Below are 21,904 nucleotides of genomic sequence, written 5' to 3'. Positions count from 1 at the left end.
GACGATCCCGACCGCACGGCGCCCGATCAGCCGCTCATGGCGCCTGGACCAGCCCCTGCCGCACCCCTGCGGCCAATTGCGCGCGCAGGGAGGCCAGCGCGGCGTCGCTGAGCCTCGGCCGCTCGGCCACCTGCCTGCCCTTGCGCAGGCGCGCGCGTTCCTTCTCCGGCGGGTCCACGCGCCGCACACGCACTGCCGCCACGCCGGTCCGCCGGATGCCAAGCTGTTCTGCCGCGCCCCGCGAGAGATCTAGGATCCGCCCGCGTGCGAACGGCCCACGATCGTTGATCCGCACCAGGATCGTCCGCCCGGTCTCCAATGCGGTCACTTCCACATAGGTCGGCAGGGGCAGCGTCGTATGCGCCGCGGTGATCCACTCGGGCCGAAACCGCTCTCCGAGCGCCACGCGATTGCCGCTTTCCGAGCCATACCAGCTCGCATAGCCAAGAACGTCGAAGTTCGCGTCCGCGGCAGGGCGATAGGTGGTGCCCCTTATCGTGTAAGGCTTGCCGATCACGACGGGCGTGTCGCTGACGGGTCTGTACCGGGTGGTGCTGCAGCCGGCGAGCGCGAGCGCGACAGTCGCCAGCGCGGCCGCCCGGGCGCGGCTGGTGCCAGAGTTGATCATGCCGGCGTGGTAGCGGCTGTACGCCGATTGCGGAACCGCTTCGTCCGTCCCGCCCTCGACGTTCACGATCCTGTCGCGCCAGCAGCGCGAACCGCCACGTACTTAACGAACGCGGAGGGATCAGCGCGCAATCGAGGACAGCGCAAATTGCGGCAACAACATCGAAATCGACGCGATAAGACGTTTACACCTTCCCGTCGATCATCATGCCGAGAGCCCTGCGGAGTCTCCTCAAGAGAGGCATAAGCGGGAGACGTTAAGGAGCGGCAAAGATGTCAGGAGAATATGGCTCGGATCTGTATCACCGTGAGCGAGCAGTGGCGGAACGCCGGGCGGCGCTGCGTGCCCGTGACACGCGTGCCCAGGCCGCTCATCTGGGGCTGGCGCAACAGCATGAGCTTGCCCAGGCCCTTGCCTGGCACCGCGCGGATTTGTGGACCAGCCGCAAGCATTGATCCGGGACCGTGGCTTGTGGCCGGCCCGTCAGCCTCATGACCACCACACATTCGCCGGCGCGCTGGTCGCCGGTCATCGGTCACGAAAAAGGGGCGACGCTGCCATCAGCGCCGCCCCTTTTCTTCGCGCAGATGGCAGAACCAGCTACGCTAACCACTTTCTGGCGGGCGGCCATGGTGCCGGCACCACCGGCACCGGACCATTCGCCTCAGCCGGTCAGAGCTTTTCGGTCAGCTCCGGCACCACCTTGAACAGGTCACCCACCAGGCCGATGTCCGCGACCTGGAAGATCGGCGCATCCTCGTCCTTGTTGATGGCGATGATGGTCTTGGAGTCCTTCATGCCGGCAAGGTGCTGGATCGCACCGGAAATGCCGACGGCGATATAGACTTCCGGGGCGACGATCTTGCCGGTCTGGCCGACCTGATAGTCGTTCGGCACGAAGCCGGCGTCCACCGCGGCGCGGCTCGCGCCAACGCCGGCGCCCAGCTTGTCGGCGAGCGGCTCGATGATCTTGGTGAAGTTCTCACCATTCTGCAGCGCACGGCCGCCCGACACGATGATCTTCGCGCTGGTCAGCTCCGGACGCTCGCTCTTGGCGATTTCCTGGCCATCGAAGGTCGACAGACCCTTGTCGCCGGTCGACGCGACCGCCTCGACGGTGCCCGAGCCACCCTCGGCAGCCGCCTTCTCGAAGGCGGTGGTGCGGATGGTGAGGACCTTCTTCGCATCCGACGTCTGCACGGTCGCGATGGCGTTGCCGGCGTAGATCGGGCGCGTGAACGTGTCCTCGCTCTCGACCGACAGCACTTCGGAGATCTGCATCACGTCGAGCAGCGCGGCGACGCGCGGCGCGATGTTCTTCGCCGAGGTGGTAGCCGGCGCGACGAACGCGTCGTGATGGCCCATCAGCTCGACGACCAGCGGCGCGACATTCTCCGCCAGCGCATGCGCAAAGGCGTCGTCGTCGGCGACATGGACCTTGCCCACACCGGCGATCTTGGCGGCTTCCTGCGCCACCGGATCGACGCCCTTGCCGGCGACGAGCAGGTGAACTTCGCCCAGCTTCGACGCGGCGGTCACCGCGGCGAGCGTGGCATCCTTGACGGTCGATCCGTCATGTTCGACCCAAACCAGAGTCTTCATATTCCCAATCCTCTCAGTCCGTTCGCCCTGAGCTTGTCGAAGGGCGTGCCCGGCACCCGTGCTTCGACACGTTCAACGCGAATGGATCGCTCGATCCTTACTTCGCGACGCCCATCGCCTTGAGCTTCATCACCAGCTCATCAACGTCGGCAACCTTGACGCCCGCCTGGCGCTTGCCGGGCTCGACGACCTTCACGGTCTTCACGCGCGGCGCGGTGTCGACGCCGTAATCGGCGGCCGTCTTGGTCGCGAGCGGCTTGGACTTCGCCTTCATGATGTTCGGCAGCGAGGCGTAGCGCGGCTCGTTGAGGCGCAGGTCGGTGGTGATGATCGCCGGCAGCTTGAACGTGTCGGTCTCGAGACCGCCGTCCACTTCGCGCGTGACCTTCACCGTCTCGCCAGCCACTTCGACCTTGGACGCGAACGTGCCCTGACCCCAGCCGAGCAGGCCGGCGAGCATCTGGCCGGTCTGGTTGTTGTCGTCGTCGATCGCCTGCTTGCCCAGGATGACGAGCTGCGGCTGTTCCTCGGCGGCAACGGCCTTCAGGATCTTGGCCACCGCCAGCGGCTCGACCTTGTCGTCCGCGGTCACCAGGATCGCGCGGTCGGCACCCATCGCGAGCGCGGTGCGGAGCGTTTCCTGCGCCTTCTGCTCGCCGATCGACACCACGACGATCTCGGTCGCCACGCCCTTTTCCTTCAGGCGGATGGCTTCCTCGACCGCGATCTCGTCGAACGGGTTCATGCTCATCTTGACGTTGGCCAGATCGACCCCCGTCCCGTCCGCCTTCACGCGGGGCTTCACGTTATAGTCAAGCACGCGCTTGACCGGCACCAGCACCTTCATTCCACTCTCCAAGTCTTGGATCCGCTTCCCTGGGGAGGGGCGTTTCCCGTCCTAGCTGGACAATCCGAGCCGTTGCTCGATCCGGTCCAGCCGTCTGTTGAGGTTGTCGAACGCTTTCTGTCGAACCATGCGAGCGGCGGCAAGCTGGCCGAAGTGTCGGCTGGCGGCAGCGACCTCGGCGTCGATCGCCGCCCTCCGATCCGACACGTCGCCGAGCTGCCGTTCCATGTCATCGAGCGTGGCCTGAAATTGCCTCAGGTGCTCGTGAACCGGATGTTCGACAGACTCGGCCATGTCGCTCCTTGTTACGCCGCCTTCTTCACCTCGGCGACGATCTTCTGTGCAGCATCGCCCAGGTCGTTCGCCGGCACAATGGCGAGGCCGGAGTTCGCGAGGATCTCCTTGCCCTTCTCGACATTGGTGCCCTCGAGGCGAACCACAAGCGGCACCGACAGATTAACTTCCTTCGCCGCGGCGACGATGCCGTCGGCGATGATGTCGCACTTCATGATGCCGCCGAAGATGTTGACCAGGATGCCCTTCACGTTCGGATCGGCAAGGATGATCTTGAACGCCGCGGTCACCTTCTCCTTCGAGGCGCCGCCGCCGACGTCGAGGAAGTTGGCCGGGAACATGCCGTTCAGCTTGATGATGTCCATCGTCGCCATGGCGAGGCCGGCGCCGTTGACCATGCAACCGATGTCGCCGTCGAGTTTGATATAGGCGAGGTCGTACTTGGAGGCTTCCAGCTCGGCCGGATCCTCCTCGGTCTCGTCGCGCAGCTCGGCGAGGTCCTTGTGGCGGAACATGGCGTTGCCATCGAAGCCGACCTTGGCGTCAAGCACCATCAGCTTGTTGTCGTCCGTCACGGCGAGCGGGTTGATCTCGATCTGCGCGGCGTCCGTGCCGAGGAAGGCGTCATACACCTTCGACGCGAGGCTCTGCGCCTGCTTGGCCAGATCGCCGGTGAGGCCGAGCGCGTTCGCAACGGCGCGGCCGTGGTGCGGCTGGAAACCGGTCGCCGGATCGACGGAGAAGGTGTGGATCTTCTCGGGCGTGTCGTGCGCCACCGTCTCGATGTCCATGCCACCCTCGGTCGACACGACGAAGGCGACGCGGCCCGTTGCGCGATCGACCAGCAGCGCGAGGTAATATTCCTTGGCGATGTCGACGCCATCGGTGACGTAGAGGCGGTTGACCTGCTTGCCCGCATCGCCCGTCTGGATCGTCACCAGCGTGTTGCCGAGCATCTCGGTTGCGGCGTGGCGAACCTCGTCCTCGGTCTTGGCGAGGCGGACACCGCCCTTCGCCTCGGGAGCGAGTTCCTTGAACTTGCCCTTGCCGCGGCCGCCGGCGTGGATCTGCGCCTTCACGACATACAGCGGCCCGGGAAGCTTCTTCGACGCTTCCACCGCTTCCTCGACGCTGAGCGCCGCAAAGCCCGCAGGGACAGGGACGCCGAACTTCGCCAGCAGTTCCTTGGCCTGATATTCGTGAATGTTCATGCCTTGGCTCGCCTTACCATAACCGAAAACAGGGAGCCTTAAGCACAGGGGGCCGGGGGAATCCAGCCTTGATCGGGGGATCGGGCATGATTGCGGCCGATCGACTGACGCAAGTGGTTCGCAATAGCTTTAACAGTTTTGCGGACAAGACGTGCGGGGCAGCTCGACTCACCTCCTAGTTAGCTTCTCCAACGCATGGCCGCTTTGGGTGGTTAGCGGACGTTCCTTCGGCCGACGACGTATCCGGTCCCGCCGAGCATTGCCCAGATTACGATGGCAGGGCTAATCATGATCATACCTGTCATCCACCAGCCGAAGTCGCTCGGCGGCGCTGATGGCAGAAGGATCATTGCTGTCGTCAGAATGATGATGGGGGTCGGCAGAAACAGCGCCAGCAGAAGCTCGCGCACCAGCGGCGATCTAATTTTCGCAAGCAAATAACCCGTGATTGGCGGGATCAACAGCAAGACAGCCCAAGTCAGTGCGGTGTTGATCGATCCGGGTATCATGCGAGCCATGATGGCGACAGATCGAGATGTCCGAAAGTGGGGCGAGAGCTGCCATATAATACGTGCCGTCATGCTGAACTTATTTCAGCATCCACCACGCCATGAACGCCCGCCGCGCGTGAGGAGAAGTGGACTCTGAAACGAGTTCAGGGTGACGGACGTGCGGGTTACGTCTGCCCTCAGGTCCATCCGTCATCCCCGCGAGGGCGGGGATCCATATACGCCGGATCACGCGAGGGAAGCGAGTAAGCAGGTCGCGCCGTCGCCGTCGGCGACCCTCTCCTTCTCCTGCAAGGAATGGCGGGCCGCCGACCTCTCCCTCTCCCCGCTTGCGGGGAGAGGGTGGCCGAGCCGCAGGCGAGGTCGGGAGAGGGGCAGTGATCGGGCAATCGTGACCGGCGCTCTCCTCGCTTTTGACTTCCCCTCTCCCCGACCCTCTCCCCGCCAGCGGGGAGAGGGAGACTGGATAGAGTTTTCCGTTTGTTCTAATACGACCCCCGTGCCGCTCCCCTATCCCGCCCTGCACGCCAGCCACACCGGCATCTGGATCGCGCGAGATGGCGAGGTGCGCGCGGTGTCGCGCGGGGAGGCGATCCGGGCGGCGGCGGACACGCCGATGATCGTGATGAACGCGCCTTTGGTCGGGCAGCGGCTCGGCTATGCCGACCTCTCCGGGCTCGACCTGCTGGAGCTCTACGCCTTTCTGCGCCCCGCGCGCTTCATGGTGCCGACGCCCAAGGGGCTGGCGACCGTCACCGGGCTGGATCTGCCGGCCGACGATGCCGGCGTCGCCCCGTTCCTGCTCGCCGCCGCCGAACGCCTGCTGGCGACTCCAGACGCGGACTGGCCCGAGCGGGAGGGCGCGTGGACGGCGGCGCAATCGCTGTTCCGGCTGCGCTGGTCTTGGGCGCCGTTGCTGGTCGATCGCCTCAAGAAGCCGGCGCAGAACGAACGCTGGCTGTTCTCCAAGCTGCCCGAATGGGACGAGGCCGCCCCCCGCCCCGCCCCGCGCACGATCACGCTCGATCCGGCCGAGACTCAGGCGCAGCTCGCCCATCTCGTGGGTGACGCAGCGGAGGCCAGGCCGGGGCAGCGCGCCTACGCCGCCGCCGCCGCGGACGCCTTTGCCCCGCGCACCGGGCGCGAGATGCCCAATTTGGTTTTGGCGGAGGCGGGCACCGGGATCGGCAAGACGCTCGGCTATCTCGCCCCGGCCAGCCTGTGGTCGCACGCGGCGGGCGGGCCGGTGTGGGTTTCCACCTATACCAAGGCGCTGCAACGCCAGCTCGGCCATGAGACGCGGCGCGTCTATCCCGACGAGGCGGTGCGGCGGGAAAAGGTCGTCACGCGCAAGGGCCGCGAAAACTATCTGTGCCTGCTCAATCTGGAGGATGCGCTGCAGGGCGGCTTCGCCGGCCGCGCGGCGGTGTTGGCGCAATTGGTCGCGCGCTGGGCGGCCTATACCGCAGATGGCGACATGGTCGGCGGCGATCTGCCCGGCTGGCTCCCCACCCTGTTCCGCCGCAACGGCTCCACCGCGCTGACCGACCGGCGGGGCGAGTGCGTCTATGCCGGCTGCCCGCATTACCGCAAATGCTTCATTGAGCGCGCGGCGCGCGCGTCGGCGGAGGCGGACATCGTCATCGCCAATCACGCCTTGGTGATGGTCAATGCCGCCCGTGGCCGCGAGCTAGCGACGCGCCCGACGCGCTATGTGTTCGACGAAGGCCATCACCTGTTCGACGCGGCGGATTCGATGTTCGCGACGGCACTGACCGGGCAGGAAACGATCGAGCTTCGCCGCTGGATCGTCGGCCCGGAGGCGGGCAGCCGCGGGCGCCGGCGGGGCCTCGCCGCGCGCCTGTCGGACGTCGCGAGCTATGACGAGGGCGGCGCGCAGGCCATCGCCGATGCGGTTCGGGCCGCACAGGGGCTGGCCTCGGACGGGTGGCTGCAGCGCGTCGCGGAAGGCACGCCGTTCGGGCCGATCGAGACGTTGCTCGCCAGCGTGCGGGGGCTGACCTACGCGCGTGCGGAAGGGGCGGAGGATGCCGGCTATGGGCTGGAGACCGAACTCGCCGAGCCCTCGCCCGAGCTGATCGAGGCCGCCGCGCCCGCCGCCGAGGCGCTCGACTCGCTCTACCGCCCGCTCGTCGCATTGGGCAAAAGGCTGGAGGCGGTGCTGACCGACGCGCCCGACTGGCTCGATGGTCCGGCACGCGCGCGCGTCGAAGGGGCGATCGCCTCGCTTGGCTGGCGCGCAGAGACGGTGGCGGCGTGGCTGTCGCTGATCGCGCGGGTCGGGGGGCCCGCAAGCGCCGATTTCGTCGACTGGCTCGCGGTTGACCGGGTCGAGGGGCGCGAGTTCGACATCGGCCTCCACCGCCACTGGCTCGATCCGACCCGTCCTTTTGCGGAGATCGTCCTTAAGCCCGCGCATGGCGCGCTGGTCACGTCGGCGACGCTGACGGCGGGCGGCACATGGGAAACGGCGGAGGCGCGGGTCGGCGCGCCGCACCTGCTGCGCCCGCCGGTGCGCTTCCAGGCGGAAAGCCCGTTCGACTATGCGGCGCGCGCCGAAGTGCTGGTCGTCACCGACGTGAAGCGCGGCGACATTCCCGCGCTCAGCAACGCCTACGGCCGGCTGATCGAGGCGGCGGGCGGCGGGACGCTCGGGCTATTCACCGCCATCCGGCGCCTGCGCGGGGTCCATGCGCGCATCGCCGATCGCCTGGCGCGCGCCGGCCTGCCGCTGATGGCGCAGCATGTGGATCCGATCGACACGGGTACATTGGTCGACATCTTCCGCGACGATCCGCACGCCTCCCTGCTCGGCACCGACGCCCTTCGGGATGGTGTGGACGTGCCCGGTCATTCGCTGCGGCTGGTGGTGATGGAGGGCGTGCCCTGGCCCAAGCCGACCGTGCTCCATGCCGCGCGCCGGCTCGCCGGCGGGGGCAGCGCCTATGACGACCGCATCGTGCGCGCCCGTATGGCGCAGGCGTTCGGCCGCCTCATCCGCTCCGCCGACGATCGCGGCGTGTTCGTTTTGCTTTCCGCGGCGACGCCCTCGCGCCTGCTCGACGCCTTCCCGCCCGGCGTGCCGATCGCGCGCGTCCCGCTGGACGAGGCGATCGCCCGGGTTGCATCCCGGCTTTCCTCGCACGCGGCATTGGGGCATGAGGCGGCGCCTGCACCCTGACGGAGATCAAGCTTGAAGACGTTGACGCTGCTGCGCCACGCCAAATCGGGCTGGGATGATACGGTCGCGCGCGATTTCGATCGCCCGCTGAATGCCAAGGGGCGCAAGGCGGCGCAGGTCGTAGGCGCGCATCTGCGCCGGCTCGGCCTCAGCTTCGACCACATCGTCGCGTCGCCTGCGGAGCGGGTCGTGCAGACCATCGCGGAGGTCGCGGCCGGCTTTCGCGCCCCGATCGAGCCGGCTTGGGACAAGCGCCTGTATCTCGCCTCCTCCGCCACCCTGCTTGATGTCGCCCGCGAATCGCCCGCGGATGCCGATCGGCTGCTGATGATCGGGCACAATCCGGGGCTGGAGGATTTCGTGCTGCTGATGATGGGCAGCGGCGATCCTTCGCTCGTGCGCGAGGCGGAGCTGAAATATCCCACCGCCACGGTCGCCGAGCTGACCTTTGACGTGGCGGATTGGGCGGATCTTGCGCCGGCATCGGGCACGCTGACCCGCTTCATCCGCCCGCGTGACCTCGATCCGACGCTGGGTCCGGGCGAAGAGTAAATCCCTTCGTCACCCGACCGCCTGCGATAACTCCCGTAATCGCGTTCGGCTTTCCCCCTCGTTTGTCACCCCGCATCAAGGCCGGAATGACGAAGCAGAAGAAGGGGCGCATCCACATACCGCTGCGCCGCGTTCAACTGGGATGAACGATACGGCACCGGCACGATTTCCCCTGCACCTCCAGATGTTGGCCGGCTTCGTCATCGGGCTGATCGGCGGCTTGCTGGTGAAGTTCACCGCCGGCGACGCCGGCTGGGTGCAGGACGTCACCACCTATGTCACCGGGCCGATCGGCCAGATCTTTCTTCGCCTGCTCTTCATGTTGGTCATCCCCCTGCTGTTCGCCGCGCTGGTGACCGGCGTCGCGGAGATGGGCGACATTGCCGCGCTGCGCCGGGTCGGCGTGCGGACGCTGATCTTCACCGTTCTCCTTTCCGGCCTGTCGGTCGCCATCGGCTTGGTGCTGGTCAATCTGCTGCGCCCGGGCGCAGGTGTCGATCCGGCGATGGCGCGCGAGCTGCTGGCGCAGGCAGGGCAAGGGGCCGCCTCCATTGTGCAGAAATCGCGCGAGGCACCCGGCGCGCTCGACTCGGCGCTCGGCATCATTCCCGCCAATGTGATCCGCGCTGCGGCGGACGACGACATCCTCGCCGTCATGTTTTTCGCCCTCGCCTTCGGCGTCGGCATCGTGCTGACCGGCTCGGAGAAGACCGCCACGTTGCAGAGCGCGATCGAGGGCGTGCTTGAAGTCGCGATGACGCTGATCGGCTATGTCATCCGTCTCGCGCCGATCGCGGTTGCCTGCTTCATGTTCAATCTCGCGGCGCTGTTCGGCGCCGACATTCTGGTGCGCCTCGGGGCCTATATGGCGACGGTGCTCGGCGCATTGCTGATCCAGCTGCTGATCGTCTATTCGCTCGGCGTTTGGCTCGCCGCCGGCATGAGCCCGCTCGCCTTCTTCCGTGGCAGTCAGGAGGCGATGGTGATGGCCTTCTCCACCGCCTCGTCCAACGCCACCCTGCCGACCAGCCTGCGCATCGCCGAAAGCGAGCTGAAGCTGCCGCGCAAGGTCGCCCGCTTCGTCCTGACGATCGGCGCCACCGCGAACCAGAACGGCACCGCCATCTTCGAAGGCGTGACGGTGATCTTCCTCGCGCAATTCTTCGGCGTGGAACTCAGCATCCTGCAGCAGCTAACGGTGATGCTGGTCTGCATCCTCGGCGGCATCGGCACGGCCGGCGTCCCTGCGGGCTCGTTGCCGGTGGTGGCGATCATCCTTGGCATGGTGGGCGTGCCGCCGACCGCCATCGGGCTGGTGCTGGGCGTGGATCGGCTGCTCGACATGTGCCGCACCGCGCTCAACGTCACCGGTGACCTGGCGATCGCCTCGATGGTCGCGGGCAAGGATCGGGCGGGCTAGCGGCCACCCTTCCTTCTTCCAGCATCGCTTTCGACACCCGGCCAGGATGGCGACGCGGATTACGGTAAGCGAGCGACCTTACCGGCCCTGCGCCCGCCATTTCTGGATGGTGCGCTGGATGATATCCTCCTCCTGCCCCACGTCGCGCCACAATTGCGAGAAGATCGGATCGGCCGATGCCGGCCGCTTGATCTCCTCCAGCCGGTCAAAGGCGACGCGGATCGGGATCGCCACGCCCTCGCCGCAGATGATGCACTCCTGGTTGCGCAGCGCCGGGATCGAATCGAGGAAGCCGCGCGCGCCCTCCGGCATGGCGGCGCGCACGAACGCCTGGTCGCGATCGTTGTTGAGGCGCATGGCGATGATCGTGCCGCATTGCGACAGCACGCCCTCCGCCAGATCGGACGGCCGCTGCGTGATGAGGCCTAGCGACACGCCGTATTTGCGCCCTTCCTTGGCGATCCGGCTCAGGATGCGACCCACGGAAGAGCCATCGTCGTTGCGCGGGATATAACGGTGGGCTTCCTCGCAGACGAGCAGGATGGGGCGCTGCGGCTCGTTGCGGGACCAGATCGCGAAGTCGAACACCATCCGGCTGAGCACCGCGACCACCACCGACGTGATCTCGTTCGGAACGCCCGACACGTCGATGATCGAGATCGGCCGCCCGTCGCCCGGCAGGCGAAAGACACGGCGGATGAAGTCCCCCATCGTGTCCGCCACCAGCATGCCGGAAAACATGAAACTGTAGCGGGGGTCGGCGCGGATCTCGTCGATCTTGGCCTTCAGCCGCAGATAGGGGGCGGTGTTGGACGCCTTGTCCATCTTGCCCATCTCGAGCTGGATCAGGTTGGTCAGGTCGCTGAGCAGATAGGGGACCGGCGCGTCCACGGTCAGCTTCGGAATCTCGCTGCCGACACGGCTCTTGGCGCGCGCCGCGAGCAGGCATTTCGCCAGAATGTCCGCGTCGACCTGCCGCTCCGCGCCTTCGGTGGTCAGGAACACTTCGCAATGTTCCTCGAAATTCATCAGCCAATACGGCATTTGCAGGTTCGACACGTCGTAGATCGCGCCATTAGCACGGAACGCGGCGGCATATTCGCCGTGCGGGTCGATCATCACCACATGGCCCTGCGGCGCCAGTTCGCAGATCCGGTGAAGGATCAGCGCGGCCGAAGTCGACTTGCCGGTGCCGGTGGAGCCGAGCAGCGCGAAATGCTTGCCCAGCATGGCATCGACATACAGCGCGGCGCGAATGTCGGTCGTCGGATAGACGCTGCCGATCTCCACATGGGCACGTCCCTCGGCGGCATAGACCTGGCGCAGGTCAGCGGTGGAAATCGGATACACCTCCGCCCCAGGGCTGGGGTAACGGGTCACGCCGCGCCGGAACTGGTACAATTTGCCCGTCAGCTTTTCTTCGCTTCCTTCCCCGAGGAAGTCGATCGAGGCGATGATCCGGCCGGTGTTCAAGTCTTCCATGCGCAGCGAGCGGACGTTCGCGATCAGCCAGGATGGGCCGACCCGAACCTTGATCTGCCCGCCGACCTGGCCGCCCGCGGCGACGACAGGGTCCGAATGGCTGGACAAAGCGGCGATGGCCGCGGAATCGAAGATCACCTGGCTGGAGGACCCGGCGATCTCCATGACCAGGCCGATCGGCTCCAGGCCGGCCAGGCTGGGCGTTGCTGCGGCAGCGGCGATCGCCTGCTCGAACGCCTGCTGCGTCGGCATTTCACTCATTGTCGGCTTCCCGCGGCTTGTACCATTAGAGGCGGGTGTAGGTCGTAAGCGTAAACAGAGCGTGATCGACAATTCTGCCGATCCGGCAATAGTTTACACGCGCTGCGCCAGCCGCCCTGCGCCCCAGCCCAGCAATACGGACATCGCCACGGCGATCAGGCCATAGGGCACAGCGTTGCGATCCGCCGCCTGTGCGACATAGCGTTCGAAACCGGCCTTCTCGACGGTGATGTCGCGCACCGCTGCCGCCAGCACCTTGCCGTCGCGGATCAGGAACGTCTCGGCGGTGAACTGTCCCACCGGTACGCGCGCCGGTATGCTGACCCGTGCGCGATAGAGCACGCCTTCGGTGATCTCCACCGCACCCGGCGCCTCGACATACAGGCCGGCGCGACGCCGCAGGTCCACGAGGCCACGCGCGAAGCGGTCCTGCACCGTGGGCGCTGCCGATGAGGCGGGCGACAGTTGCAGGCTGTCCAGGCCCAGTTCGTAGATCGCGCGGGTGCGATCATCGACGATCCGGTCGATCGGCCGCGATGATGCGATGGCGTAGAAGCTCGGGGCGGAACGATAGCGCAGCGCCTCGGCATTGACCCACACGCCCGCCAGCTTCTCCTTCTCGCGCACGGTGATCGATTGCACCGGCCCCTTCACCACCACCACGAGATCGGTGGCATGCTCATCATCCGGCACCTTGCCGCCGGGGTAGAGGATCGCACCGAACAGCAGCAGCTCGGCGCCGGTGAAGCTATAGGCGATGCGGATCTCGCGCTGCGACACGTCGGGCACCAGCACCGGCTTCGCCTGGGCGAGCAGCAGCGGCGCGGCGAGGAGCAGCGCGATCCGCTTCACGACAATTCGATCGAATAGATTTCGTCCGGCCGCCATCCCAGCCCCAGCGCGATGCGCCCGGCGACGAGCAGCACCATCAGGGCGAGCGCGAGGCGCAGATATTCCGGCCGTGCCTTTGCCGCGAAGCGTGCGCCGACCTGCGCGCCGATCACCGATCCGATCAGCAGCAGTCCCGCCAGCACGATGTCCACCGCCTTGGTGGTCATCGCATGGACCATGGTCGCCGTCGCCGTGACGAACAGGATCTGGAACAGCGACGTGCCGACCACGACCTGGGTCGCCATGCCCAGCAGATAGATCATCGCCGGCACCAGCACGAAGCCGCCGCCCACACCCAGCAGGATGGTGAGAATGCCGGTTCCGAAACCGAGCAGCAGCGGCGCGAGCGGGGAAATGTACAGCCCCGATCGATAGAAACGCATGCGGAACGGCAGCGACGCGACCAGCGGGTGGTGCCGTCGCCGACGCGGCGGCGCAGCCCGTCGTCCGCGGCTGACGGCGATCGCCTCCAGCGATTCCTTCAGCATCAGGCCGCCAATCGATGCGAGCAGCAGGACATAGGTGATCGCGATCGCCGTATCGATCTGCCCGGACGCTTGCAGCAGGCGGAACAGCCAGGCCCCGGACAGCGAACCCAGGATTCCCCCGATCACCAGCACGCCGCCCATCTTCACGTCCACGCCGCCGCGCCGGAAATAGGCCGAGACGCCCGACACGCTGGCGCCCGTCACCTGGCTCGCCGCGCTGGCGGCCGCCACGGTCGGCGGAATACCGTACACGATCAGCAGCGGCGTGGTGAGAAACCCGCCCCCGACGCCGAACATGCCCGACAGAAGCCCCACGCCACCGCCAAGGGCGATGATCACGAGCGCGTTGACCGAAAGGTTCGCGATCGGAAGGTAGAGATCCATGCCGCTGCCGATATGCCGTTCGGGCGCGGGGCGGAAGCATCTGCGATCAGAAATCCGTCCCGATCGACACTGCTGGACCCGACTCAGGCATCGCATCGCCCGCCAGTCGCTCGCGCCACTCGATCGCCAGCCGCAGGTTCGCGCCGCCCACCGGGAGAACGGCGCTGGCGAACGGCCCTACGTCGAATCGCGCCGCGCCGCGCTGCGCCGCTCCCCAGGCACCGACACCGAGCTCCAGCACCGCTGGGCCGATCCGGCTCATCGGGCGCGACACGCGCAATGCGCCATCGGCAAAGGCCTCCGCACCATCGCGTGCGATCACCCCCCCTTGGCCGTAGCCGTCCAGCCTCACCTTTTCTGCGATCCCAACCGGCCCGAAGCCACCTACCAGCCCCAGCGACGGGCCGCCACGCGCCTGTTCGATGCCGATCCGCTGTTCGGCCACCACATGTACCGGCAGGCGCGTCGGCTGCCAGTCCAGCCCGATCGCCGCTTCCCGCTGGCGACCGCCAAGCGCCGTGGAGAGGCGTCCGGCAAGCGACAGCCGAGCCGCCCGTTCGATCAGATAGGTCAGCCGCACGCCAGCCTGGCTCCCGCCCAGCTGCGGCACGAACGGTTCTGCCTGGCCGTTGCGGACGATTATCCACCCGCTCCCGCGCAGCCTTGCCCTGGTAGACGGCCCGGCAAGGGGCGCCCCGGCAATCAGCAGAGGCGACATCGTCCGAGGATCCGGCCTATCCTGTCCGGCAGCCGGTACGGGACTTGCGCTGGACCACGTCGTCTTCGGCAGGATCGCAGGCGTGGCGATCGCCGCGAGCATCGCGCCGGCCGAAAGACGCGCGGCGCCCGCCATCGCCTCCGGTCGTTCCCAGGATCGCGTCACGCCCTGCGACACGCGTATCGCCTTTGCCGCCATCTGCGGCACCAGCCCGTCCGCGTCACGCCCGCTCGCAATCGCCTCCGTGGCACGAAGCACGCCCATCGCTGGCGACGGGGCCCCCGGAATGCTTGCGACCCGGACTTCGTGCGCGGCCGGCCACAGCTGAACGACGCGCAGGCCCACCCACAGGGCAAGCAGGCCCACCAGGAAGCGAAGGGGCCGTCCACTCCCGGTCACAGCAACGTCGCCTCGCCGGGAAAGACATGCGTCGTCTTGTCCCAGCGTGGCGGCGCGCCGGCAAGCAGGCGGGCATATTGGCCGGCCGCCCGGATCGCCGCGAACATCGCGATCAGATTGCCCACCACCGCGCGCGGCAGCGACCAGAGCGCCTCGCGCCAGCCATAGCTGCGCCCCGTGGACGCCGCACGCCACGCCAGTCGCCACGCCAGAAGGGCCGTGTTGATGGACAGGATGATGCGAAGCCCGGGATCGATCGGTATCGGTGGCTGGCCGGTAATGACATGCAGCACCGCCGCCATGCCCCAGCCGACCGCCGCCAGATACGCGGCGGCCAGCACGATCACCGCCAGCGGCGCGCGACGGTCGCGCATGCGCATCCAGTGATCCGCCAGGTGCGTGGCGCGGGCCCAGCCGATCCGGTCCCAGCCGGCAAGGGCGATGCCGGTCATCCACCGCCCTTTCTGGCGCACCGCGGCCGTCACGGTGGAGGGGAAGAACGCGCGCACCGCCACCAGGTCGCCGCCGTCATCCTCCACCCGCGCGAAGCAGGCGCGATAGCCAAGCGCCCCTGCCCGCAGGCCAAGCTCGTAATCTTCCGTCAGGCTGGTCTGGTCGAACGGAGCGCCATGCGCCTGCGCCAGCGCGTCCAGCACCTCCACGGCAATCGCGCAGCCGACCCCCGACAGCGGCAGCCCCGCGCCCACTGCCGCGCGCAGCACCATCTGGCGCCCGTGCGAGTCGGCGAACTCGTCGGCGTAATGCCCCGATACCAGCCGGGCGTCGGGATCGATCAGCGGCAGCACGGGGATCTGCACCAGCGGGTGGCGCTCGATCAGGGCGTCGAACACGCGCAATTCGGCCGCGTGGACCACGTCCTCGGCATCGTGAAGCACCACCGCGCGGATCTTCTCGCCCTGCGCGACATCCCGCCGCATCGCGCGCCACATCGCGTTGAGATTGTCCGCCTTGGTCGTCGGACCGGGCCTCGCGCCGATCACCAGACGCACGCGCGGGTCCCGCTCCGCAACCGCCGCCACCGCATCGATCGTCGCGCGATCGTTGGGATAGCAGCCGACATAGATGCGGTAATCCGGATGCACATATCGCGCGAGCGCGGTGCGCAGCATGGCGCCGATGACCAGCGCCTCGTCCCAGGCAGGCACGAAGATCGCAAGGCCCGCGGGCTGCGCCCGCGCCGGCAGGCTGCCGATCGGCCGCCGCGTGCTGCCATGGCGCAGCCGGTGGATCAGCCACGCGCAATCGACGAACAGATCGTCGATCCCGCCGACAAGAAAGCCGACAGCCGCAAACAGCGTAAGCTCGCGCACGATTGCGTCGAGCCCCGTCAAGACGAGTTCCCCCATTGCCCCAGCCCCCCGACCTGGCAGGGCAAATCTTCCCCATTGCAAGGGGCGGCACAAGGGCCAGTTAACTATATTTTTTCGGCCTGGCCCATTTCGGTGCAAGCGGCCGAACCAAATCTGGACATGCGCGTTCGCGATTCCAGTCCCACCCCCCTTTCGGGACTAGTGCCGGATCCCAAGCCAGGCACCGGCCGCGTCCGGCGTAGCTGCGGCGCGGCCGCTCTGGTCGGCACGAAAACGGGCCGGGTGATCACTCACCCGGCCCGCTTCTTTTCCCGCTTACCAGTAGAAGTTGCGCATCACGTCGAGGACGATGCCGCGGCGGTAATCAACCAGGATCACGTCGTTGTAATGGCGAACCCAGCGCGCGTTCGCACGGGCCGGCGGCAGGCGGTAGCGCCACGGATCATTGATCCAGTAACGCTGGCCGAAATAGACCGGCGCGATCCGCACGCCCGGTCGCCAGGCGTTGTAGCGGAACGGCGCCCGCCAGTTGCCGCGCGAATAGAGCGACCGGTGGCTGGAGCGATAGGAACGCCAGTCATCGCGGCCCCAGCGGCGGTCACGATCGCGCAGGTCATCGCGATAGTCCCGGCGGGCATCGCGCAGATCGCCTCGTGCGTCCTCCACCTCGCGCCAGTCGCCGCGGCGCTGCGCATCACGCAGGTCGCGCCGCTCCTCGCGGATCTCCTGCCGGCCGCGCTGCAGCTCGCCATAGGACTGGGCCGCGGCGACACCGGGGATAATGGTCGCCGCCATCAACGCGGAAACGATCAACTTACGCACGATACAATCCTCCATCCTTGGGCGCGGCCCCGAGCCGGGAACCACACCGTGGTTGGAGATATGCGGCGATTCGCCTGAACCGCCGGGGAATGCGTCAGTCAGCCATCAGAAAGGATCGTGACGCGGTCGTCACGTCCGCTCGCGGCAACGTCGCGGATCAGGGGCGGGTGCCGCCCGCGCCGCCGCCGCCGGCGCCCGCTGCGCCCACCGTGCCGATGTTGCCGAACAGGTCGGCGAAGAAGCCGCGCTCACGCCCCAGCGTCGGCGTGGTGCGCTTCGCCGGGCTGATCGACGCCACCTGCTCCGCGCCCCATTTGCGGATCGTGGAGACGTTGCCGCTCTGGTCGAAGCTGATCTGCACCGTCACCTGCTCACGCACCTTGGGCGTGTTGAAGGCATAGTTGCGGCTGTCACGCGACACATAATACCAGTCGCCCTGGTTGAACTGGCTGGCGAAGCTCGGCTGGCCCAGCGTGGCCAGCACCGACTGGCGCGTATCGACCCCGGGCTGCACCGCATTCAGCAGGTCCGCATCGACGACATAGCCCTGATGCGAGCGCAGCGGCGCGCAGGCCGACGCGGCAACCGCCATGGCCGCAGCGATCAGGAGGGGAAAACGCATGGCTACTCCGCAAACAGCGTGGGGGCAAAAGGCATGGGCGCATGCGGCGCGCCGTTGCGCCGCCGGCCAATCCCCTCAATATGCGGGGCAGACATTCGACACAAGCACGACAGGCAAACACGATCTTGGGACTTCTTGACCGATTCCGCCGGCGCGATCGCGATGCGGCGGCCCCGCTCTATGCCGCGGTGGTCGCAAAGGCGCGCGAGCCGCACTGGTATCTCGAAGGTGGCGCGCCCGACACATTGGACGGGCGGTTCGACATGGTGGCGGCGGTGCTCGCCATGGTCATGCTGCGCATCGAGGCCGAGCCGCCGGGCGACATGGCGGCCGCGGCGCTCTCGACGGACGTGACCGAGCGGTTCGTCGACGACATGGATGCCCAGGTGCGCCAGATCGGCTTCGGCGACATCGTCGTCGGCAAGCATGTCGGGCGGATGATGGGAATGCTTGGCGGCCGGCTGGGCGCCTATCGCGCGGCTATGGCCACCGGCGATCTGAGCGAGCCGCTGATCCGCAATCTGTGGCGCGGCGATGCGCCCGCCCCTGCGGCTTCAACCTATGTCAGCACACAGTTGCAGCGTCTCCACGCCGGGCTGCGCGATGTGCCCTTGTCAGCATTGCGGGAAGGACGGCTGGCATGACGCCCGAGTTTTCGCGCCCCGTGCGCATCGACACGATCGGTGAAGGCGACCGCAGCGAGACGATCGAGGCCAACGAGGCGGAGCGCGCCGCCCTTGCCCAGCGCTTCGGCCTGGTCGCGATCGAGCGGCTGACCGGCACGTTTGTCCTGCGCCGGGAGGCATCTGGCATCGCCGTCACCGGCCAAGTCGCGGCCACGGCGACCCAGGCCTGCTCGATCACCGGCGAGCCGCTCCCCGCGAAGGTGGATGAGCAGGCCCGTCTGCGCTTCGTCGATGATCTCGGCGAGGGCGAGGAGGTCGAACTCGACGACACCGATATTGACATTCTGCCGCTCGAAGGCGCCGCGATCGACCTGGGCGAGGTCGCGGCCGAAACGCTGGCGCTCGCGCTCGATCCCTTCCCCCGCGGCCCCAATGCGGAAGCCGCGCTGAAGGAAGCCGGCGTGCTGAGCGAGGGGGAGGCCGGCCCGTTCGGCGCTCTTGCTGCGCTCAAGGACAAGCTGAAGGGGAAAGGCTGAGTGGTGCCTGATGGCGCCGCCTCGCTCTGACCCGATTGCCCTTCCACGCCGCACGGCGCCCCTCTCCGTCCGACTAGGGGATGCTTCAGGCTCCGGCCCGAAAGCACCTCCCCGGCGAAGGCCGGGGCCCAGGTGGAGGACGAAACGGCCAGGCGCACCGGCAGCGACTATATCGTTCCGGTTAGGGCTCCAGCCCTCGCGGGAAAGCGCACGGGGATCAGGCGCCAAGCGCCGCCCGCTACGCCGGACGCCTGCTGCTTGCCCGTATCGCGCTCAGCGTGGTGCCGGCGGTGATCTGCTCCACGTCCGTCTTCAGGTGGAGGAGGCGAACCCCCTTCTCCTCCATGGCGCGCGCCAGCGCCGGGGCGAAATCATCCGTTCGCTCCACCGTCTCCGACCAGGCGCCATAGGCGCGGGCCAGCAGTGCGAAATCGGGGTTGATCAGGCGCGTGGCGGATTGCCGTGCGGGAAACTCCCGCTCCTGGTGCATCCGGATCGTGCCATAGGTGCCGTTGTCGACCACGATGACCAGCATGTCGCAATGATGCTGGATGGCGGTGGCCAGTTCCTGACCGTTCATCAGGAAATCGCCGTCGCCCGCCACCGCAACCACCATCCGCTCCGGACGGCGCAGTGACGCGGCGACCGCGGCCGGCACGCCATAGCCCATCGCCCCCGCGGTCGGCGCCAGCTGGGTGCCCGGTCCGGCGTAGCGCCAGAAGCGGTGCCACCAGCCGGAAAAGTTGCCCGCGCCGTTGCAGATGATCGTGTCCGCCGGCAACGCCGCGCGCATCGTCATCACGCATGGCCCAAGGTCCAGCGCAACGCCCTCGCGCTCGCTGGCCGTCGACCAGGCGCAATAATCGTCATGCGCTTCCAGATCGTGGGAGCGGCTCGGGCCATCCACCAGCGTCAGCGCCTCGCCGAACGCCGTCATGGAGGCGCAGATCGCAAGATCGGTGCGATAGGCCATGCCGAGCTCGGCGGGGTCGGGGTGGACGTGAACCAGCCGCTGCCCCGGATGCTCGGGGGTGATCAGCGTATAGCCGTCGGTCGTCGCCTCCCCCAGCCGGGCACCGATCACCAGCAGCAGGTCGACCGCCTTGACCCGGTCGACCAGCGCCGGATTGGGGCCATAGCCCAGGTTGCCGGCATAAGCGGGGCAATCGTTGGGCACGGCATCCTGCCGGCGGAATGCCGCGATCAACGGCACTCCCGCGCGGTCACCCCAGGCCGCGACATTCTGACCGGCAGTGGCATCCCAGCCCGCGCCGCCGATAATCGCGACTGGCCGTTCCGCCGTCGCCAGCAGGTCCGCCAGTTGCTCCATTGCGTCAGGATCGGGCGCTTGCCCCACCCGCTCGACGCGCGGGCGATCGATCGCCTCGATTTCGTCCAGCAGCATGTCCTCCGGCAGCGCCAGCACCACCGGGCCGGGCCGTCCGTTCATCGCCGTCGCATAAGCGCGGGCGACATATTCCGGGATGCGCCGCGCATCATCGATCCGCGCCGCCCATTTGGCGATCGGCCCGAACATCGCAGCGAAGTCGATTTCCTGAAACGCTTCCCGGTCGCGCGTTCCGCGATCCACATCGCCGATGAAGAGGATCATCGGCTGCGAATCCTGCATCGCCACGTGCACGCCGATTGCGGCGTTGGTTGCCCCCGGCCCGCGCGTGACGAACGCGACGCCCGGCCGGTGCGTCAAGGCGCCATCGGCACAGGCCATGAAGGTAACGCCGCCTTCCTGCCGGCAGGTGACGACATCGATCTCCGGCGTATCCACCAGCGCGTCGAGCACGGCGAGGAAGCTTTCGCCGGGGACGGTGAAGATCCGGTCGCAACCTTGTGCGACGAGTTGATCGACCAGAATGCGGCCGCCGGTGCGGATGGGGGAGTTCATGAGCGGGAGTGTAGAGCGAAGCGGAAGGCGGGGAAACTACCCTTCCCTTCGATAGCGCGTCCCGTTCAACCCGCGCACCCCCCTCTCCGACCGTCTCTGGCGACCCGCCCTCCCCGTCCGTCCCGAGCGAAGTCGAGGGACATGGCCCCCCCAGCGCGCACCCGCGCCTTCCTTCACCCCCCGAAAGATCGAAGAGAGTTGATAAGTCGATCGCCTTAGACAATCCTGCGCCGCAAAATCGATAGGGAGAGGATCATGGCCGACTTCGCGCTGGTGACGGATGGACTGCGCTTTCCGGAGGGCCCCGTGTTCATGCCCGATGGCAGCATCGTGCTGGTCGAGATCGAGCCCGGCCGCATCACCCGCGTTACGCCGGACGGTGCCAAGAGCGTCATCGCCATGCCCGGCGGCGGTCCGAACGGCCTGGCACTCGGCCCGGACGGAATGCTCTATTGCTGCAACAACGGCGGCTTCGACTGGCACGAAAACCAGGGAATGCTCGCGCCCGGCGGCATTGCCAGCAACTATTCCGGTGGCCGCATCGAGCGGATCGACCCGGCAACCGGCACGGTTGAAGTGCTCTACAAATCGGGTGATTTCGGCTGCGTGCTGCGCGGGCCCAACGATCTGGTGTTCGATGCGCACGGCGGCTTCTGGTTCACCGATCACGGCAAGATGGATCACAAGAAGCGCATCCACGATGTCGTCGGCATCTTCTATGCCAAGGCGGACGGCAGCCATCTGGAGGAAGTCGTCTTCCCGTCCAACAATCCCAACGGCTGCGGCCTCTCACCCGACGGCAAGGCGCTTTACGCGGCGGAGACCTATACGTGCCGCCTGATGAGGTTCGACGTGACGGCGCCGGGCAAGGTCGATCAGTCGGCCGGGGTCGGCGGTGCGGGAACGCCGGTCTATCGCCCTGCCGGCTGGAAGTTCTTCGATTCGCTCGCCGTGGAGGCTTCGGGCAACATCTGCGTCGCGACCATCGGCGAATGCGGCATCAGCGTGATCTCGCCTGCGGGCGAGCTGGTCGAGTTCGTCGCGACGGACGATGTCTTCACCACCAACATCTGCTTCGGCGGCGAGGATATGCGCGATGCCTATCTCACGCTTTCCGGCACTGGTCGCCTGGTGAAGACCCGCTGGAACCGACCGGGCCTGAAGCTCGCTTATTGA

21 protein-coding genes are annotated in these 21,904 nt (G+C 67.4%); 7 read left to right on the top strand and 14 right to left on the bottom strand.

Features of this window, described 5'->3' with window-relative positions:
- Positions 1–34 precede the first annotated feature (34 nt).
- A complete protein-coding gene (locus BMX36_RS14910) occupies positions 35–628 on the bottom strand; it encodes a septal ring lytic transglycosylase RlpA family protein (protein ID WP_093066995.1) in 594 nt (197 codons plus the stop codon).
- Between the two features lie 272 nt (positions 629–900).
- Between BMX36_RS14910 and BMX36_RS21345 the strand changes: the two genes are divergently transcribed.
- A complete protein-coding gene (locus BMX36_RS21345) occupies positions 901–1,083 on the top strand; it encodes a hypothetical protein (RefSeq protein ID WP_143058579.1) in 183 nt (60 codons plus the stop codon).
- A 217-nt stretch (positions 1,084–1,300) separates the two neighbouring features.
- Here the strand turns inward: BMX36_RS21345 and BMX36_RS14905 are convergent, their stop codons facing one another.
- The 5 genes from BMX36_RS14905 to BMX36_RS14885 form a co-directional block, all read right to left on the bottom strand.
- Positions 1,301–2,230, bottom strand: a complete 930-nt coding sequence (locus tag BMX36_RS14905) for an electron transfer flavoprotein subunit alpha/FixB family protein (RefSeq protein WP_093066691.1) — start codon at positions 2,228–2,230, stop codon at positions 1,301–1,303.
- Positions 2,231–2,327: 97 nt separating this feature from the next.
- Positions 2,328–3,077: an electron transfer flavoprotein subunit beta/FixA family protein gene (locus tag BMX36_RS14900; protein WP_066775610.1), complete on the bottom strand. Its 750-nt coding sequence runs from the start codon at positions 3,075–3,077 to the stop codon at positions 2,328–2,330.
- 51 nt (positions 3,078–3,128) lie between these two features.
- Entirely contained in the window at positions 3,129–3,371 is a 243-nt protein-coding gene (locus BMX36_RS14895; protein WP_066775609.1) for a hypothetical protein, read from the bottom strand.
- 11 nt (positions 3,372–3,382) lie between these two features.
- Positions 3,383–4,582 carry an ADP-forming succinate--CoA ligase subunit beta gene (sucC, locus tag BMX36_RS14890; protein WP_066775608.1) on the bottom strand — a complete coding sequence of 400 codons (1,200 nt, stop codon included), beginning with the start codon at positions 4,580–4,582 and terminating at the stop codon, positions 3,383–3,385.
- Positions 4,583–4,794: 212 nt separating this feature from the next.
- A complete protein-coding gene (locus BMX36_RS14885) occupies positions 4,795–5,163 on the bottom strand; it encodes a hypothetical protein (protein ID WP_218142180.1) in 369 nt (122 codons plus the stop codon).
- 427 nt (positions 5,164–5,590) lie between these two features.
- Here BMX36_RS14885 and BMX36_RS14880 point away from each other — a divergent pair, with 427 nt between their 5' ends.
- The 3 genes from BMX36_RS14880 to BMX36_RS14870 all read left to right on the top strand — a co-directional run bounded on the left by BMX36_RS14880 (position 5,591) and on the right by BMX36_RS14870 (position 10,265).
- Positions 5,591–8,293 carry an ATP-dependent DNA helicase gene (locus tag BMX36_RS14880; RefSeq protein ID WP_093066687.1) on the top strand — a complete coding sequence of 901 codons (2,703 nt, stop codon included), beginning with the start codon at positions 5,591–5,593 and terminating at the stop codon, positions 8,291–8,293.
- Between the two features lie 12 nt (positions 8,294–8,305).
- Positions 8,306–8,845, top strand: a complete 540-nt coding sequence (locus tag BMX36_RS14875) for a SixA phosphatase family protein (RefSeq protein ID WP_093066685.1) — start codon at positions 8,306–8,308, stop codon at positions 8,843–8,845.
- Between the two features lie 142 nt (positions 8,846–8,987).
- The gene (locus tag BMX36_RS14870) at positions 8,988–10,265 is read left to right on the top strand and encodes a dicarboxylate/amino acid:cation symporter (protein WP_256210831.1); all 1,278 of its coding nucleotides are present in this window, start codon (positions 8,988–8,990) and stop codon (positions 10,263–10,265) included.
- Between the two features lie 78 nt (positions 10,266–10,343).
- On the opposite strand, the gene BMX36_RS14865 is transcribed toward BMX36_RS14870, so the two are convergent.
- The 7 genes from BMX36_RS14865 to BMX36_RS14835 all read right to left on the bottom strand — a co-directional run bounded on the left by BMX36_RS14865 (position 10,344) and on the right by BMX36_RS14835 (position 17,663).
- Positions 10,344–12,008 (bottom strand): ATP-binding protein, encoded by a 1,665-nt coding sequence (locus tag BMX36_RS14865; protein WP_093066683.1) that lies wholly within the window; start codon positions 12,006–12,008, stop codon positions 10,344–10,346.
- 93 nt (positions 12,009–12,101) lie between these two features.
- On the bottom strand, positions 12,102–12,860 hold the full coding sequence (locus tag BMX36_RS14860) for a TIGR02186 family protein (RefSeq protein WP_066781765.1): 759 nt from the start codon (positions 12,858–12,860) through the stop codon (positions 12,102–12,104).
- Positions 12,857–13,771 (bottom strand): sulfite exporter TauE/SafE family protein, encoded by a 915-nt coding sequence (locus tag BMX36_RS14855; protein WP_093066681.1) that lies wholly within the window; start codon positions 13,769–13,771, stop codon positions 12,857–12,859. The genes BMX36_RS14860 and BMX36_RS14855 overlap by 4 nt, the downstream gene beginning before the upstream one ends.
- 46 nt (positions 13,772–13,817) lie before the next feature.
- Positions 13,818–14,888 carry a hypothetical protein gene (locus BMX36_RS14850; protein ID WP_218142179.1) on the bottom strand — a complete coding sequence of 357 codons (1,071 nt, stop codon included), beginning with the start codon at positions 14,886–14,888 and terminating at the stop codon, positions 13,818–13,820.
- A complete protein-coding gene (locus BMX36_RS14845) occupies positions 14,885–16,255 on the bottom strand; it encodes a glycosyl transferase family protein (RefSeq protein WP_093066677.1) in 1,371 nt (456 codons plus the stop codon). Before BMX36_RS14845 ends, BMX36_RS14850 begins: the two co-directional genes overlap by 4 nt.
- A gap of 279 nt (positions 16,256–16,534) precedes the next feature.
- A complete protein-coding gene (locus BMX36_RS14840) occupies positions 16,535–17,041 on the bottom strand; it encodes an RcnB family protein (RefSeq protein ID WP_093066991.1) in 507 nt (168 codons plus the stop codon).
- A gap of 157 nt (positions 17,042–17,198) precedes the next feature.
- Positions 17,199–17,663, bottom strand: coding sequence for an outer membrane protein assembly factor BamE (locus BMX36_RS14835; RefSeq protein WP_093066675.1), 465 nt, complete (start codon positions 17,661–17,663; stop codon positions 17,199–17,201).
- Between the two features lie 125 nt (positions 17,664–17,788).
- Between BMX36_RS14835 and BMX36_RS14830 the strand changes: the two genes are divergently transcribed.
- Positions 17,789–18,307 (top strand): ubiquinol-cytochrome C chaperone family protein, encoded by a 519-nt coding sequence (locus BMX36_RS14830; RefSeq protein WP_256210830.1) that lies wholly within the window; start codon positions 17,789–17,791, stop codon positions 18,305–18,307.
- Positions 18,304–18,825, top strand: coding sequence for a YceD family protein (locus tag BMX36_RS14825; protein ID WP_093066673.1), 522 nt, complete (start codon positions 18,304–18,306; stop codon positions 18,823–18,825). Before BMX36_RS14830 ends, BMX36_RS14825 begins: the two co-directional genes overlap by 4 nt.
- 238 nt (positions 18,826–19,063) lie before the next feature.
- On the opposite strand, the gene BMX36_RS14820 is transcribed toward BMX36_RS14825, so the two are convergent.
- A complete protein-coding gene (locus tag BMX36_RS14820) occupies positions 19,064–20,728 on the bottom strand; it encodes a thiamine pyrophosphate-binding protein (protein WP_093066671.1) in 1,665 nt (554 codons plus the stop codon).
- Positions 20,729–20,983: 255 nt separating this feature from the next.
- On the opposite strand from BMX36_RS14820, the gene BMX36_RS14815 reads away from it, so the two are divergent.
- A complete protein-coding gene (locus tag BMX36_RS14815; RefSeq protein ID WP_093066669.1) occupies positions 20,984–21,904 on the top strand; it encodes an SMP-30/gluconolactonase/LRE family protein in 921 nt (306 codons plus the stop codon).

Origin of the sequence: Sphingomonas sp. OV641 (assembly GCF_900109205.1) — a bacterium.
GTDB lineage: Bacteria > Pseudomonadota > Alphaproteobacteria > Sphingomonadales > Sphingomonadaceae > Sphingomonas.
Note: the sequence above shows the minus strand (reverse complement) of the source record. Positions and strands in the feature narration are given on the sequence as shown.

Bases quoted from the DNA above. Each gene is read 5' to 3' on its own strand.
- sucC (WP_066775608.1), bottom strand. From the start codon at position 4,582: ATGAACATTCACGAATATCAGGCCAAGGAACTGCTGGCGAAGTTCGGC.
- BMX36_RS14820 (WP_093066671.1), bottom strand. From the start codon at position 20,728: ATGAACTCCCCCATCCGCACCGGCGGCCGCATTCTGGTCGATCAACTC.
- BMX36_RS14870 (WP_256210831.1), top strand. From the start codon at position 8,988: ATGAACGATACGGCACCGGCACGATTTCCCCTGCACCTCCAGATGTTG.
- BMX36_RS14905 (WP_093066691.1), bottom strand. From the start codon at position 2,230: ATGAAGACTCTGGTTTGGGTCGAACATGACGGATCGACCGTCAAGGAT.
- BMX36_RS14825 (WP_093066673.1), top strand. From the start codon at position 18,304: ATGACGCCCGAGTTTTCGCGCCCCGTGCGCATCGACACGATCGGTGAA.
- BMX36_RS14910 (WP_093066995.1), bottom strand. From the start codon at position 628: ATGATCAACTCTGGCACCAGCCGCGCCCGGGCGGCCGCGCTGGCGACT.
- BMX36_RS14845 (WP_093066677.1), bottom strand. From the start codon at position 16,255: ATGGGGGAACTCGTCTTGACGGGGCTCGACGCAATCGTGCGCGAGCTT.
- BMX36_RS14885 (WP_218142180.1), bottom strand. From the start codon at position 5,163: ATGACGGCACGTATTATATGGCAGCTCTCGCCCCACTTTCGGACATCT.
- BMX36_RS14815 (WP_093066669.1), top strand. From the start codon at position 20,984: ATGGCCGACTTCGCGCTGGTGACGGATGGACTGCGCTTTCCGGAGGGC.
- BMX36_RS14900 (WP_066775610.1), bottom strand. From the start codon at position 3,077: ATGAAGGTGCTGGTGCCGGTCAAGCGCGTGCTTGACTATAACGTGAAG.
- BMX36_RS14895 (WP_066775609.1), bottom strand. From the start codon at position 3,371: ATGGCCGAGTCTGTCGAACATCCGGTTCACGAGCACCTGAGGCAATTT.
- BMX36_RS14855 (WP_093066681.1), bottom strand. From the start codon at position 13,771: ATGGATCTCTACCTTCCGATCGCGAACCTTTCGGTCAACGCGCTCGTG.
- BMX36_RS14835 (WP_093066675.1), bottom strand. From the start codon at position 17,663: ATGCGTTTTCCCCTCCTGATCGCTGCGGCCATGGCGGTTGCCGCGTCG.
- BMX36_RS21345 (WP_143058579.1), top strand. From the start codon at position 901: ATGTCAGGAGAATATGGCTCGGATCTGTATCACCGTGAGCGAGCAGTG.
- BMX36_RS14865 (WP_093066683.1), bottom strand. From the start codon at position 12,008: ATGAGTGAAATGCCGACGCAGCAGGCGTTCGAGCAGGCGATCGCCGCT.